Raw genomic sequence first — 13,661 nt, 5'->3', positions numbered from 1 at the left:
CGGCCGCCGCCGGAGGCCTGGCCGTGCCGAGCGCGGCCAGGAGCCCACCGGCGAGCGGCTCGTCGTCCAGGACGTCGTCCTCCCGCAGCGGGCCGTCACCGGGGCGGACCTCCCGGTTCCCGGAGCACAGCGTGGTGGTCAGCGGGACGCCGGGGTCGCTCCCGGCCAGGTTCCCGCCCTCGTCCGAGGCGAGGACCAGGTACCGCGCTCCGACCGTGAAGGCGTATCCGCACGCGGCGCTGCTGGTGCTGCTCGCCACCTCCACCTCGGCCCCGAGCTCGCCCTTGTAGACCTGGTCGGCCCGGAAGACGTACACGACCGGCGGCTCGGGATCGAGCGGACCTCCCGGCGTCCGGCGGACGGCCGTCACCGTCCCGGTGAAGACGGCCGTCGCGTGCTCCACCTGCTCCGCCGGCCCCATCCGCACGCAGCTGCACGCGCACGCCGTGCCGGGAGCGGACACGACGGCGGCCGCCAGGGCCAGGAGGACGGCGAGGACGGCGAGGACGCGGAATCTCATGCTCTCATCACGTATCTCTCCGCACGGTGGTTCGACGGGGCCGTCCCTGAGCGTCCCCACCGGAGTGGTGCCTGACTCCCCCGATCCGGGGAATGGGGACGTCATGAGCACAGGCCGCTGGAGCGTGAAGGACGTCCCCGACCAGGGCGGACGGGTCGCGGTGGTGACCGGGGCCGACTCGGGGATCGGGTTCCAGACCGCCCGGGCGCTGGCCGCCCGGGGCGCCACGGTGGTGATGGCCTGCCGTGACACGGCCAAGGCCGCGCGGGCGGCCGAGCGCGTCGGGCCGGGCGCCGAGGTCGTCCCGCTCGACCTGGCCTCCCCCGGCTCGGTACGGCGGGCGGCCGGGCGGGTGCGCGACCACCACGACCGGATCGACCTGCTGGTCAACAACGCGGGGGTGATGGCGCCGCCGCTGACCCGCACCGCCGGCGGCTTCGAGCTGCAGTTCGCCACCAACCACCTGGGGCACTTCGCGCTGACCGGCCTCCTGCTCGACCTGATGCTCCACGTCCCCGGCTCCCGGGTCGTCACCGTGGCCAGCCTGGCCCACCACTGGGGCTGGATCGGCCTGGACGACCTGAACTCCGAGCGTTCCTACAACCGCTTCGCCGCCTACGGCCGCGCGAAGCTGGCCAACCTGCTGTTCACCTACGGGCTCCAGCGCCGCCTGAGCGCCTGCGGTGCCCGGACCGAGGCGCTGGCGGCGCACCCCGGGCTGGTGGGCGGCACCGCGATCTCCCGCTGCCTGCCCGGCCCGGTGCACCTGTTCAACCGCGTGGCGGGGCCGCTGCTGCTGCAGACCGCCCCCATGGGCGCCCTGCCCACGCTGCGGGCCGCCACCGACCCCGCGGCCCGGGGCGGTGACTACTACGGCCCGTCGGGGCCGGGCGAACTGTACGGCCACCCGGCGCGGGCCCGATCCAGCCGCCGGTCCCGCGACGCCGCGACCCAGGACCGGCTCTGGGATGAGTCGGAGCGGCTGACCGGGGTGGTGCACCCCCTGCGGCCCTCACCGGCCGACCGCGGCGCGCCGGCCTGGGCCGGGGAGCCCTAGGCAATTAACCAAGCGCTTGCTACGTTCAATGCATGCTCTCCACGGTCGTCTGGGGTACCGGCAACGTCGGCCGCGCGGCCATCCGGGCCGTCGAGGCCCATCCCGCGCTGAGGCTCGCGGCCGTGCTCGTCCACGACCCCGGCAAGGTCGGCCGCGACGCGGGCGTCCTCGCCGGGCTCGGCCACGATCTGGGGGTGACCGCGACCGACGACGTCGGCGCGGTGCTGGCCGCGGGGCCCCGCGCCGTGGTGTACGCGGCCTCCGGCGACGTACGCCCCGCCGAGGCGCTCGCCGACGTCGTCCGGGCGATCCGCGCCGGAGCCGTGGTCGTCACCCCCTCCCTCTACGCGCTCTACGACTCCCACAGCGCCCCTCCGGAACTGCGGGAGCCCGTGCTGGCCGCCGCCCGCGAGGGCGGCGGCTCGCTGTTCGTCTCCGGCATCGACCCCGGCTGGGGCAACGACGTGCTGCCCCTGCTGGTCAGCGGGCTCGGCACCGTCGTGGACGCGATCCGCTGCCAGGAGATCTTCGACTACTCCACCTACGACCAGCCCGACGCGGTCCGCCACCTGGTCGGTATGGGCCGGCCGATGGACTACGAGCCGCCGATGACCGCGCCGACGGTGCCGACCATGGTGTGGGGCGGCCAGATCCGGCTGATGGCGCGGGCCCTCGGCGTCGAGCTCGACGAGATCCGCGAGACCCTGGACCGGCGTCCGCTCGAGGCCACGGTGACCACCGCGTCGATGGGCGTGTTCGAGGCCGGCACCCAGGGCGCGGTCCGGTTCGAGGTGCAGGGCGTCGTCGAGGGCGAGCCCCGCATCGTCATCGAGCACGTCACCCGCATCCACCCGTCCTGCGCGCCCGACTGGCCGACGCCGCCCGACGGCGCCGGCGCGCACCGGGTGATCATCGAGGGCCGCCCGCGCATCGAGGTGACGGTCGAGGCCGTCGACGAGGACGGCAACCGCTCGGCGGGCGGGAACGCCACCGCGGCCGGCCGCCTGGTGGGCGCCATCGACTGGCTCGCGGAGGCGGAACCGGGACTCTACGACGCGCTCGACGTCCCGCTGCGCCCCGCGACCGGGAGGCTCGGAAGGAAGACATCATGATCATCGACATCCCCGGGGACAAGGATCCGATCGCGTACGTGTGGGGCGAGATGGTGCCGCGGATCGGCGCCGCCGCCTCGGCCCTCTCCCTGGCGGTGTACGCGCACACGAGCCTGGGGCTGCGCGAGTTCGAGGCGGCCCGGCTGCGGATCGCGCAGATCAACGGATGCGCCTTCTGCCTGGACTGGCGGACCGAGCGGGACGGGCGGAAGGTCGAGGAGGGGTTCGCCGACGCGGTGGCCGCCTGGCGCACCACCGGCGCCTTCGACGAGCGCACCCGGCTGGCCGCCGAGTACGCCGAGCGGTACGCCCTGGACCACCGCGGCCTCGACGACGCGTTCTGGGAACGCATGACCGCGCACTACGGCCAGGCCGAGATCGTGGAGCTGAGCATGTGCATCGGCTCCTGGCTGGCGTTCGGCCGGCTCAACCACGTGCTGGGCCTCGACAGGGTGTGCGTGCTGCCCGGCGGCCCGCCGGGAGCCGGACGACGCGAGCGGAGCCCGTTCCGGCTCCCGGGGAGTGAGGACGCCAGATGAGCGGCAGCACCCTCGGACACCCCACCTCCCCCGGCGCCTCTCCCGGCGTCTCGCGCCGCGCCTTCATCGCCGGGACCGGCTCGGTCCTGGGCGCCGCGGCCCTCGCCGGCCGTGCCCCCGCGGCCCGGGCGCACGCCGTACCCGCGCCCGCGCCGATCGCCGACGGCGCCCGCGTCCCGGCCCTGGTGATCGGCACCGGGTACGGCGGGGCCGTCGCCGCGCTGCGCCTGGCCGAGGCCGGCGTCGACGTGCACATGCTCGAGATGGGCATGGCCTGGGACGTCCCCGGCCCCGACGGCAAGGTCTTCTGCAACACCCGCGAGCCGGACCACCGGTCCTACTGGCTGCGCACCAGGACCAAGGCGCCCGTCAACTACTTCATCGGCCTCCCGCTCGACCGGGACATCCCCCGGTACACCGGGATCCTGGACGCCGAGGAGTTCGGCGGCATCACGGTCTACCAGGGCCGCGGCGTCGGCGGCGGCTCGCTGGTCAACGGCGGCATGGCGGTCACCCCCCGGCGGGAGGACTTCGGCGCCGTCCTGCCGTCGGTGAACCCCGGCGAGATGTACGACGTCTACTACCCCCGGGCCAACGCCGCGCTCGGCGTCGGCACCGTCGACCCGGACTGGTTCGAGTCCGCCGCCTGCTACCAGTACACCCGGGTCGGCCGCAGGCACGCCCGGCGCTCCGGTCTCCCGTTCGTCTTCGTGCCCGACGTGTACGACTGGGAGTACATGGAGCGGGAGGCGGCCGGGACCGCCACGAAGTCCGCGCTGGCCGGGGAGATCCTCTACGGCAACAACCACGGCAAGAAGTCGCTGCAGCAGACCTACCTCGCCCGGGCCCGGGCGACCGGCAGGGTCACCGTCTCCGCGCTGCACCGGGTCGCCTCGGTCGCCCCGGCGTCCGGCGGGCGGTACACGGTCGTCGTCGAGCAGCTCGACACCGGCGGCGGCGTCACCGCCGTCAAGTCCGTGACCGCGGACCGGGTGTTCTTCGCCGCCGGCAGCGTCGGCACCAGCAAGCTGCTGGTCAAGCTGAAGGCCACCGGCGTGCTCCCCCTCCTGAACGACGAGGTCGGCAGGGACTGGGGGGAGAACGGCAACGTCATGTGCGGCCGCGCCAACCACCTGTGGGACCCGACCGGCGCCCTGCAGTCGGCCATCCCGTGCGGCGGCATCGACAACCGGGCCTCCGGCCGCGCGTTCGCCGAGGTCGCGCCGCTGCCCACCGGGATCGAGACCTTCGCGTCGTTCTACCTGTCGATCACCGGCAACCCGCACCGCGCCCGGTTCTCCTGGAACCCGGTGGCGGGCAGGGTCGAGCTGGACTGGCAGACCGCCTGGAAGCAGCCGTCGATCGACATGGCCCGGAGCATCTTCGACCGGATCAACGCCAAGGAGGGCACGGTCTACCGGAGCGACCTGTTCGGCGCCTACAAGATCTGGGGCGACCACCTCACCTACCACCCGCTCGGCGGCGCGGTGCTGAACCGGGCCACCGACGGCCACGGCCGCCTGACCGCCTATCCGGGCCTGTACGTCATCGACGGCGCGCTGATCCCCGGCAACACCACCGTCAACCCGTTCGTCACCATCACGGCGCTCGCCGAGCGGAACATCGAGAAGATCATCGCCACCGACCTGTGACCGCCCCCGCCCGGGTGACCGGCCTGTGACCGCCCCCGACCGGGTGACCGCCCTGTGATCACCGCCGGCCCGCGGCGGCGGCCCGGCGGGGGGAGAGAGCGGGGCGGGCGCTACGGCGCGGCCAGGGTGGCCAGCGCGCGCCCCGGTTCCCAGTGGGCGCGCAGGGAGGTGATCGCCCCCGTCGCGTCGACGGTGTAGACGATCACGCAGTCGACCGTCATGGTCGCGCCGCCGGCCAGCGTCATCGCGATGGAGGCGACGTTGGCGCAGCACGGCCCGTTCGCGAAGGAGTCCGTGACGCGGAAGCGGCACCCCTCCAGCGAGGCGATGTTCGCGTCCCAGAACCGTGCGATCCCGTCACGGCCGGAGTGCCCCTCCCCCTCGGGGTCCAGCATCGACGGCCCGACGGGGTCCTCCACGAGCGCGTCCGGGGCGAACAGGGCGAGCCAGTCCTGCCTGCGCCCGGCGGTGACGGCGGCCATGGACGCCCGCGCCGCCCGGCGGGCGGGGTGGTCGCCGTCCGGAGCTTCCCAGACGACCGCGGCGGAATCGCTCATGCGAAAAACTGTAACGCGTTCTCACACGCCTTCAAGGGTTGACTTTCGCGATCACGGACTCGGCGAAGCGCTCCAGCTTCTCGATCTTCCTGCTCAGCGGCTCGGTGTCCGGGCCTTTGACGTACGGCATGCGGAAGCCGACGATCAGGTCGGTGACGCCCTTGTCCGCCAGGCGCTTCACCCCGTCCGCCGTGTAGGCGCCGGGAGAGATCGCGTGGATCTCGAAGGGCCGGTCGTCGGCGCCCTCCTCGGCCCGCAGGGCGGCCAGCCTGGCCAGCAGCGCGTCCAGCTCGGCGGGGTCGCCTCCGCCGTGCATCCACCCGTCGCCGAGGCGGGCGGCCCGGCGCAGCGCCGCCTCGCTGTGCCCGCCGACCAGGATGGGGATCGGCTCGGCGGGGACCGGCGACATCTTCATCGGGGACAGGTCGTAGAACTCGCCGTGGTACTCGAAGTAGCCGCCGCGCGTCAGCCCCCGGACGACCTCGATGGCCTCGTCCATCCGCCTGCCGCGCCGCGCCCACGGCACGCCCGTCGCCGCGTAGTCCTCGGGCCACGGGCCGAGCCCGACGCCGAGGGCCAGCCGGCCGCCGGTCAGGTAGGCGACCGAGCTCGCCTGCTTGGCCACCAGCACCGGCGGGCGGACCGCCAGCTTGAGCACGAACGGCGTGAAGCGGATGGCCGAGGTGACCGCCCCCATGGCGGCGATCAGGACGAACGTCTCGACGAAGCTCTTGTCCTCGAGGAACTCCCGGTCCCCGTCCGGGGTGTACGGGTAACGCGCCGCCGACTCCTTGGGGTAGATCAGCGAGTCGGCCACGCTGACGCTCGCGTACCCCGCGGCCTCGGCGGCCCGGGCCAGCGGCAGGTGGTACGACGGGTCGGTCATCGCCTCGGCGTAGGTGAACCGCATGGGTCGAGCATAATAGAACACGTTTCAATTAAGAATGCCCCAGCGGCGGGAACCGGCGGCTCCGGCCCGGGGGAACGGCGCTCCTTCCCGCGTCCGCACCCCCGTGCGGGCGCCCTTCTGGCAAGCTGACCGTCCGTGAGCATCGACGAACTCAACGTGCCCGACGACCGGGTTCCGGCGTCGCGCCGGCGGGGCGGGCTGGCCGCCACGCGCTCCGGGCACCAGCAGAACGAGCGGAGCTTCTTCTGCCGCGTCTGCCAGCGCGTGGAGCGCGGCCTGTGGGTGCCGACCGGCTGGTACCTGCTGGAGCGCGCGCCCGGTGGCAGGTCCCGGCATCTGCGGCTCGGCCTGTACTGCAGCGTCGCCTGCCTGGTGCAGGCGGGCCGGATGCTGGAGGAGGGCGCCGCGATCCACGCCCGGTGCACGGACCTGCCGAGCGAGGAGGACCGGCGCCGGGAGCGGCGGCGGGTGATCGAGATCTCCCAGACGCTGCTGAGCGGCGGGATGAGCATCCGCGAGGCGGCCGGCTCCCTCGGTATTCCGGCGTTCACGCTGCGGTCCTGGCTCAAGGAGGCCGGCATAACCGTCGAGCGGGCCGCCGTCCCGCAGGAGACGACCCGCCCGGCGGCCCCGGCGGGGCACCACCCGGTCAGCGTGCTCAACGAGTGGGCCCAGCAGGGCCGCATCACCGCCCCCGAGTGGGAGATGGCCTCCTCCGGCCCGCCGCACGCGCCGGCGTTCACCGCGACGGTGTCCGCGCGCCCGGCGGGCGCGGACCTGGCCCTCTCCGCCTCCGGCGAGGGGACGAGCAAGACCGAGGCCCGGACGGCGGCCGCCGCGGCCCTGCTGGCCCTGATCGGCACGGGCTGACCCCGCGCGACCCGGCCGGGGCTCCTGCTCTCCTCACGATCGGCCGCCAGGCATCGCACGGGACCTCCGGGGCATCACCTGGGGACACGGCCGCGCAGAGGCAGGACCTCTCCGCGGGCAGGAGCCTCTCCCCCCGGGAAGGATCCGTCTCATGCTGCGAAGGCCCGCAGGACCCCGCCGGGTCGTCACCGTCGCCGTCACCGCCGCGCTGGCGCTGGCCGTCGCGCTCCCGGCGTGGGCGCACCGCCCGGTGATCCTGACCAAGGACGACACGCCCGGCAACGGGCCCCGGGTGACGGCCGGGGAGGTGTCGTTCGCGTTCTACGGCTGGCTCAACCGGCCGTCGGACACGCGCTCGTTCACGCTGACCCTCGCCGCCGGGCGGCGTTTCCACCTGGAGGCGTTCGTGCCCGACCTCGTGCCGGAGCGCGCGATCCCCCGGCAGGAGCTCCCGCGGATCACGGTCCTGTCACCGGACGGCCGGGAGACCCGCGTCCCGGCGGACCTGTACGAGCGCTTCCACGAGGAGCACGCCGGCACCCGCCTCATCCGCTACGCGCGCCTCGACCGTACGGCCGAGGCCGGCACCTACCGGGTCGTGGTCACCGGCACGCGGGCCCAGCGCTTCGTCGTCGCGACCGGTCAGAGCGAGCGCGAGGGCGGGCTGGAGAACGGCGCCGTCGCCACCGTCCGCGACGTCGTCCACTGGTACCGGACGCCGGCGCCGTACGACCCCGCCGGGTTGTGACCCCGCCGGCCCCGCCGGCTACCCGGCGACCAGCCGGGTGTCGGTCAGCGAGTGGGAGACCTCCACCACGTGCTCGCCCGGCGCCCTCCGCCAGCCCTGCCCGGTCCACCGCTCGTAGGCACGGGCCGGGATCTCCACCACGACCTCGGCGCTCTCCCCCGGCGCGGCCTCGGCCACCGCGAACCCCGCCAGCCACCGGACGGGCCGCTCGGGGTCCTCCTCCGCGGGCCGGAGGTAGACCTGGACCACCTCGCGGCCGGGGCGCTCACCGGTGTTGCGCACCCGCACGCGCACCCGGTCCCCTTCCAGCCGGGCGCTCTCGTACGCCCAGGTCGTGTACCCCTGACCGGAGCCGAACTCGAAGGCCGGCGCCGCTCCCGAGCGCTCCCAGGCCCGGTAGCCGATGAAGACGCCCTCCGAGTACGGCAGCGCCCCGTCGGCGGGCGCGACCCGGACGACCGGGCAGTCCTCCAGCGCCACCGGCCAGGTGGTGGGCAGCCGCCCGCCCGGCTCCTGCCCGCCCAGCAGCACGTCCGCCAGGGCGTGGCCGCCCTCCTGACCGGGGAACCAGGTCAGCAGGATCGCCGCCACCTCGTCCCGCCAGGGCATCTCGACCGGCGCGCCCGCGTTGACCACGACCACGGTGCGCGGGTTGGCCGCCGCCACCCTGGACACCAGTTCGTCCTGCCTGCCCGGCAGCCGCAGCGAGTCGCGGTCGAAGCCCTCGCTCTCCACCTCCTTGGAGGTGCCGACGACGACCACGGCCACGTCGGCCTCCGCCGCGGCCCGGACGGCCTCCTCCATGAGCGTTCCGGGGTCGCGGGCCGCCTCCGGGTCGCGGTGACCGAGCGCGAAGGCGACCGCGGCGAACGGGCCCGCCCCCAGCCCGGGCGGGTCGGTGTGCACCAGGCTGACCGGCACGCGCCGCCCGGCCTCGAGCTCCAGGGCGACCTCGTGCTGCGGCGGGGAGAAGAAGGCGGCGAACAGGTCGGTCCCGGCCGGCAACGGCACCTCCCCGTCGAAGAGCACCTCGCCGCCGACGGTGAGCCGGTGGGCCCCGGTGCCCTCGATGCCGAACCGGTGCGTGCCGGAGACCGGCGGGGTGAAGTGCCCGGTGATCTCCACCGAGCGCGCCCGGGCGCCGTCCAGCCCGGCGGGCAGCTGCCCGATCCAGAGCACCGAACCCTCGTGCAGCGGGAACTCGGCCAAGGCCTCGCCGTCGGCGTCGCGGGCGACCGCGGTCAGCTCGAAGCCCGCAGCCGCGGGCAGGAAGCGTCCGCTCGGATCGGCGCCCCGCGCGTAGGTCACCTCCGCGCCCGCCGCCAGCAGCCCCTCCAGCGGGGAGACGACGTGGTCGGGGAAGACCTGGGCGCTGCCGCCGCCCATGACCCGGGCGTCCTTGGCCAGGCCGCCGATCAGCGCGATCCGCCCGGAGAGCGGGAGCACGCCGTCGTTGCGCAGCAGCACGGTCGAGCGCACGGCCAGTTCCCTGGCCAGCGCCGGGCCGTCCGCCCTGCCGTTCACCGGGCCGTCCGCCCTGCCGTTCACCGGGCCGTCCGCCCTGCCGTTCACCGGGCCGTCCGCCCTGCCGTCCAGCGGGGCGGTCCGCACCCGGGCGGGCCCGCCCAGGGCCCCGGTCCGCGCGGCCAGCGTCAGCACCCTCCGGACGTGCTCGTCGACGACCTCCTCGGGGACCTTCCCGTCCCGTACGGCCCGCGCCAGGGCTTCGCCGTACACCGCCGCCGGGCCGGGCATGGCCACGTCCAGCCCGCTCAGCGCGGCCCGGACGGTGTCCCGGGCGGCGAACCAGTCGGAGACGATGAAGCCGTCGAAACCCCACTCGCCGCGGAGCACGCCGTTCTGCAGCTCGTCGTGCTCGCACATGGCCGAGCCGTTGACCGCGTTGTAGGCGGCCATGATCCCGTACGGCGCGGCCCCCCTCACGATGTGCTCGAACGGCGCCAGGTAGAGCTCGCGCAGCGCCCGCTCCCCGACCAGCACGTCGACGCTCATCCGGTCGGTCTCGGAGTCGTTGGCCACGAAGTGCTTGACCGTGACGCCGACCCCGCCCTCCTGGACGCCGGTGACGTAGGCCGCGCCGATCTCCCCGGTGAGCAGCGGGTCCTCGGAGAAGCACTCGAAGTGCCTGCCGCCCAGCGGCGTGCGGTGCAGGTTGACGGTGGGCGCCAGCAGCACGTGCACGCCCTTGCGCCGGGCCTCCTGGGCCAGCAGACCGCCCGCCCGCCGTACCAGCTCCGTGTCCCAGGTGGCGGCCATGGCCGTGGGGCTGGGCAGCGCGATGGAGGGGTCCCGGGTGCTCCACTCGGTGCCGCGCACCCCGATCGGGCCGTCGGAGAACACCAGCGGCTCCAGCCCGATCTCCGGTACGGCGGGCAGCGACCACATGTCCCGCCCCGCCAGGATCCGGGCCTTGGTGTCGAGATCCAGCTCGGCCAGGAGTTCTTCGATCATGGTCCGGTCAACCTCCTCGGTCCGTGCCGGCGGGGACGTCGCCGGGAGCGGCGGAGACGCCCACCACGACGGACGGTGCGCTGTGGTGTGGTGCGGTGCGGCCGGGGCCTGCCCGTGGGTCTTCCCCGCGCCGCTTCGAACGGTCATCGCGAGGTGCTCGCCGGGGGCACCGGAAGCCCGTTCCCGGCGTCGAGCAGGACCCGGTCGCCGAGGGGCGCGTCGAGCGTGACGGTGATCTGATCTATCTTGAGGCGCAGAGTGCACATCCCGTCGCCGGACTCGACGTCCACGTCGACCACCACCAGATGGCGGGTCTCGTAGGCGCGGGCGCCGTGGGTCCGGTCGCAGTCCCCGTGACCGTAGGTCAGCAGGAGCCGCCGGTCCTCGCCCGGGACGGGGGCGAACGCCGTCACCTCCTCGTGCTCGCCCTCCCGCGGCACCGGGCGCGGGGAGATCACCGACGGGTGGACGGCGACGCGGGTGAACCTCTCCTCCACGCCCTTCACCGTGAAGTGCCAGGCCGGCACCCGGACCCTCCCCCGGCTGGTGAGCAGCGGCACCTCGCCGAGCTCCGCACCGGTGACGCGCAGCTTCCGGCACCCGGCGGGCGGGCACTCCTCCTCGATGAACCCGTCCGGCTCGCTCAGCTTCGCGTACGCCTCCGCCGCCGAGGCCAGCGGGACCGTCTGAGCGGAGCCGTCCGGCCATCTCAGCTCCCGGGCGCGGGGGGCCCGCTCGGGCAGGTCGGTCTCCAGGGTCCACACGCCGTTGTGGTCGCTCAGGCTCGCCCAGGCGGGCAGCCGCTCCCACCGCGACCCGTCCTCCAGGCTCTCCAGCGGCATGAAACCCCGCCGCCACGCGCGGTCGGCCAGGGAGTCCTGCCAGCGCCCCGCCACCGTGCGGGCCCGGTCCTGGAACTCCCCCTCCGACATGCGGCCGCCGCCGCAGCCGGCCAGCAGCAGCGCCAGGGAGAGAGGCCAGATCACTTTGCGCATGGAGACTCCCGGATCACGGAGGGGGTGGAGCGGCGCCGATCCGCTCCAGGAGCCTGCGGGCTTCCCGTACCAGTCTGCTCGATCCACCGCGCCGCGCCACCACGGCGAGTTCCGGGATGCCGGCGCGCGCCCCCGCGGCCGCGGCCGCCTCGGTCCCGACGGCCAGCAGGTCCGCCAGTCCCGTACGGGGCCGCTCCGGCCCGTCCGGGAGCAGCGCGGGGAGCATCTCCGCGATCGCGGCCCACACCTCCGCGTGCGCCCCCGCCGCCACGGCGTCGCCCAGCGCGGCGGCCACCCGGCCGGGCCGGACCACGTCCCCCGCGACGAGGACGGCGAGGGACCGGCCGAGCTCCCGGCCGTCCAGGTCGCCGCGGGCCGCGTGGAGCAGCAGCGCGCCGACGGCCGTGCCCCGCGCGCCGTCGTCCTCGTATCCGAGACCGTGCGCGAGCGCGGCGGCGCTCACCGCGCCGACGGGCCCCTGCCCGCAGGCCAGCCGGTGGAGCAGGACCAGGTCGGCCCTGCGGGAGGTCACCGGCGCGGGGAGCCTCGGCAGCGTCCAGGCGGTGATCACCTCCCGGTGGGACGGCATGACCAGCGGCCACCACTCCGTCAGCCGCGAGGCCGTGCTGACGCCGTACGGGGGGTCGAGCATGCAGAGCCTGCGGGCCAGGTCCGGCAGGTCGCTCTCCTGGGGCCAGACCGTGGGGCTGATCCGGGTCACGGTCCGGTCCGAGCCGCCGTACAGCGGCAGACGCCCGGTCCGCAGGCCCACCACGGGGTCGGCCAGCCCGCCCCGGGCGATCCAGGCCGCGAGCACGCGCCTGGCCGGCTCGCCGTCCAGCGGGTAGGAGTCGAGACTCTCGCGGAGCCTCCGGGCGGCCCGCGGCGCCGCCGCGGCGAGCACCGCGCGCACGGCCAGCAGGCGCGGGGAGTCGTCCATCCCGCCGATGCCGTGGTGCTCGGCCTCCTCGTCGAGCAGGGACGGCCAGTGCTCGCGGAGCCACGGCCCGACGGCCGCGCGGACCGCCTCCCGGTCCCGGTGGACGAGTTCGACCAGCCCGGCGACCAGCCGTTCGATCTCCAGCGGATCCCGTGCCGTGGCGGCCAGGCCGGCCAGCTCCTCCGCCGACCGTACGGGGTGCAGCGGCCCGCTCTCCGGCGTGAAGACCGGCAGCCGCGCCGGCTCCGGCGCCGGCCGCTCCTCCAGCCGGAACGCCGGGGCGAGCCGGTCCCGCAGGGCGGCGGCGAGGTCGTCCGCCGCCGCGCGGACGGCCGCGCGGCCCGGCTCCCCCGCGTGCCGGGCCAGGGCGAGCGCCGACCGCACCGCGCGCTCCCGCACGTCCCGGGCGGCGTGGCCGAGGGCGGCGGTCACCGCCCGCAGGGCGTCGTCGGCGCGCCGGGGCTCCCGCCGCACGGCGGCCTCCGCCCAGCCGAGCGCCGCGCGCACGTGTGCCTTCTCCGGCCGGAACGCCAGCGCCCCGGCCGCGTCGAGGAACAGGTCGTCTCCGAGCAGCCCCGCGCCGTCCGCCCGGCGCAGCTCCTGCGCGGCGAGCCGTACGACCGGTCCCGGGGCGGCGGGCAGCAGGCGGACGAGATCTTCGACCGGGAGCTCCGCGGGGTCCGGCCGGAGCGCGGCGTACAGGTCCGTGAACGGCCGGCTCTTCCCCGCGAGGAACGCCTCGACGCACCCGCCGAGCAGTGCCGGGCGCTCCAGCACCCCCTCGTCCGCCAGGCGCGCCATGGTGGCGGCCCACGCCGGCGCCGCCTCCGTGACCGGGCGCAGCACCGACGTCAGGTCCCGGGTGCGGGGCAGCCGGGAGGACAGGTGGCGGGCCAGGCCGTCGCCGGTGACGCTCCGGCCCGCCGGGGCGACGGCCTGCACCCAGCCCAGAACGAAGGCGTCGCCGTCGGGCGGCTCGACGCCGGCGTCCTCCGCGAGGGCGGCGGCCGGGTACCACGTCGACAGCAGGTGCGCCCGGTCACGCGCCTCCTCGCCGTCCAGGACGTAGGCGCGCGGCCGCCCGGCCACCGCGTGCCGGTCCCGCTCGTCCGTCCGTTCGAGCAGCTCGGCCGCGCCGTCGGCGTCCCCGGCCGTGATCCGCGCGAGCAGGCGCCCCCACAGGTTCACGGCGCGACCTGCCGGTGGAGGCGCCGCGCCTCCTGGACCAGGCGGCTGGAGCCGCCCCGGGCCGCCACCGCGGCCAGTGCGGGGAGGTCGGCACGGGCCCC

Annotated in this window: 12 protein-coding genes; 6 read left to right on the top strand and 6 right to left on the bottom strand. The window is 75.5% G+C overall.

From position 1 onward, the window contains the following. A partial coding sequence (locus ACFOWE_RS12345; protein WP_377287409.1) for a hypothetical protein occupies positions 1 to 520 on the bottom strand: 520 nt, incomplete at its 3' end. A gap of 103 nt (positions 521 to 623) precedes the next feature. Between ACFOWE_RS12345 and ACFOWE_RS12340 the strand changes: the two genes are divergently transcribed. Genes ACFOWE_RS12340 through ACFOWE_RS12325 form a run of 4 tightly spaced genes read left to right on the top strand, consistent with a single transcriptional unit; the run spans position 624 to position 4,880 of the window. Beyond that, a complete protein-coding gene (locus tag ACFOWE_RS12340; protein WP_377287408.1) occupies positions 624 to 1,577 on the top strand; it encodes an oxidoreductase in 954 nt (317 codons plus the stop codon). A 32-nt stretch (positions 1,578 to 1,609) separates the two neighbouring features. Continuing rightward, positions 1,610 to 2,689, top strand: coding sequence for an NAD(P)H-dependent amine dehydrogenase family protein (locus ACFOWE_RS12335; protein WP_377287407.1), 1,080 nt, complete (start codon positions 1,610 to 1,612; stop codon positions 2,687 to 2,689). After that, a complete protein-coding gene (locus ACFOWE_RS12330; RefSeq protein WP_377287406.1) occupies positions 2,686 to 3,228 on the top strand; it encodes a carboxymuconolactone decarboxylase family protein in 543 nt (180 codons plus the stop codon). Before ACFOWE_RS12335 ends, ACFOWE_RS12330 begins: the two co-directional genes overlap by 4 nt. Next, on the top strand, positions 3,225 to 4,880 hold the full coding sequence (locus ACFOWE_RS12325; protein WP_377287405.1) for a GMC oxidoreductase: 1,656 nt from the start codon (positions 3,225 to 3,227) through the stop codon (positions 4,878 to 4,880). Before ACFOWE_RS12330 ends, ACFOWE_RS12325 begins: the two co-directional genes overlap by 4 nt. Before the next feature lie 110 nt (positions 4,881 to 4,990). Here the strand turns inward: ACFOWE_RS12325 and ACFOWE_RS12320 are convergent, their stop codons facing one another. Together ACFOWE_RS12320 and ACFOWE_RS12315 are read right to left on the bottom strand one after the other, a co-directional pair. Then, positions 4,991 to 5,437 (bottom strand): nuclear transport factor 2 family protein, encoded by a 447-nt coding sequence (locus tag ACFOWE_RS12320; RefSeq protein WP_377287404.1) that lies wholly within the window; start codon positions 5,435 to 5,437, stop codon positions 4,991 to 4,993. Between the two features lie 31 nt (positions 5,438 to 5,468). Next, positions 5,469 to 6,347: a TIGR03619 family F420-dependent LLM class oxidoreductase gene (locus ACFOWE_RS12315; RefSeq protein WP_377287403.1), complete on the bottom strand. Its 879-nt coding sequence runs from the start codon at positions 6,345 to 6,347 to the stop codon at positions 5,469 to 5,471. A 135-nt stretch (positions 6,348 to 6,482) separates the two neighbouring features. Here ACFOWE_RS12315 and ACFOWE_RS12310 point away from each other — a divergent pair, with 135 nt between their 5' ends. Continuing rightward, positions 6,483 to 7,217, top strand: a complete 735-nt coding sequence (locus ACFOWE_RS12310) for a putative dsRNA-binding protein (RefSeq protein ID WP_377287402.1) — start codon at positions 6,483 to 6,485, stop codon at positions 7,215 to 7,217. A gap of 151 nt (positions 7,218 to 7,368) precedes the next feature. Continuing rightward, positions 7,369 to 7,965, top strand: coding sequence for a hypothetical protein (locus tag ACFOWE_RS12305; RefSeq protein WP_377287401.1), 597 nt, complete (start codon positions 7,369 to 7,371; stop codon positions 7,963 to 7,965). A gap of 18 nt (positions 7,966 to 7,983) precedes the next feature. Here ACFOWE_RS12305 and ACFOWE_RS12300 read toward each other — a convergent pair whose 3' ends face one another. From ACFOWE_RS12300 to ACFOWE_RS12290, 3 genes are all read right to left on the bottom strand, one after another. Then, on the bottom strand, positions 7,984 to 10,437 hold the full coding sequence (locus ACFOWE_RS12300; RefSeq protein ID WP_377287400.1) for a beta-glucosidase H: 2,454 nt from the start codon (positions 10,435 to 10,437) through the stop codon (positions 7,984 to 7,986). Positions 10,438 to 10,580: 143 nt separating this feature from the next. Continuing rightward, positions 10,581 to 11,432 carry a hypothetical protein gene (locus tag ACFOWE_RS12295; RefSeq protein WP_377287399.1) on the bottom strand — a complete coding sequence of 284 codons (852 nt, stop codon included), beginning with the start codon at positions 11,430 to 11,432 and terminating at the stop codon, positions 10,581 to 10,583. A gap of 13 nt (positions 11,433 to 11,445) precedes the next feature. Further along, positions 11,446 to 13,560: a DUF6493 family protein gene (locus ACFOWE_RS12290; RefSeq protein ID WP_377287398.1), complete on the bottom strand. Its 2,115-nt coding sequence runs from the start codon at positions 13,558 to 13,560 to the stop codon at positions 11,446 to 11,448. Between the last annotated feature and the right edge of the window lie 101 nt (positions 13,561 to 13,661).

Origin of the sequence: Planomonospora corallina (genome assembly GCF_042650625.1) — a bacterium.
Lineage (GTDB): Bacteria > Actinomycetota > Actinomycetes > Streptosporangiales > Streptosporangiaceae > Planomonospora_B > Planomonospora_B corallina.
The sequence above is the reverse complement of the archived record's forward strand: the minus strand, read 5'-3'. Positions and strand labels throughout refer to the sequence as shown.

What these genes read in the sequence shown, in the direction of transcription:
- ACFOWE_RS12315 (WP_377287403.1), bottom strand. Translation starts at nt 6,347, where the DNA reads ATGCGGTTCACCTACGCCGAGGCGATGACCGACCCGTCGTACCACCTG.
- ACFOWE_RS12340 (WP_377287408.1), top strand. Translation starts at nt 624, where the DNA reads ATGAGCACAGGCCGCTGGAGCGTGAAGGACGTCCCCGACCAGGGCGGA.
- ACFOWE_RS12305 (WP_377287401.1), top strand. Translation starts at nt 7,369, where the DNA reads ATGCTGCGAAGGCCCGCAGGACCCCGCCGGGTCGTCACCGTCGCCGTC.
- ACFOWE_RS12295 (WP_377287399.1), bottom strand. Translation starts at nt 11,432, where the DNA reads ATGCGCAAAGTGATCTGGCCTCTCTCCCTGGCGCTGCTGCTGGCCGGC.
- ACFOWE_RS12330 (WP_377287406.1), top strand. Translation starts at nt 2,686, where the DNA reads ATGATCATCGACATCCCCGGGGACAAGGATCCGATCGCGTACGTGTGG.
- ACFOWE_RS12335 (WP_377287407.1), top strand. Translation starts at nt 1,610, where the DNA reads ATGCTCTCCACGGTCGTCTGGGGTACCGGCAACGTCGGCCGCGCGGCC.
- ACFOWE_RS12300 (WP_377287400.1), bottom strand. Translation starts at nt 10,437, where the DNA reads ATGATCGAAGAACTCCTGGCCGAGCTGGATCTCGACACCAAGGCCCGG.
- ACFOWE_RS12320 (WP_377287404.1), bottom strand. Translation starts at nt 5,437, where the DNA reads ATGAGCGATTCCGCCGCGGTCGTCTGGGAAGCTCCGGACGGCGACCAC.
- ACFOWE_RS12325 (WP_377287405.1), top strand. Translation starts at nt 3,225, where the DNA reads ATGAGCGGCAGCACCCTCGGACACCCCACCTCCCCCGGCGCCTCTCCC.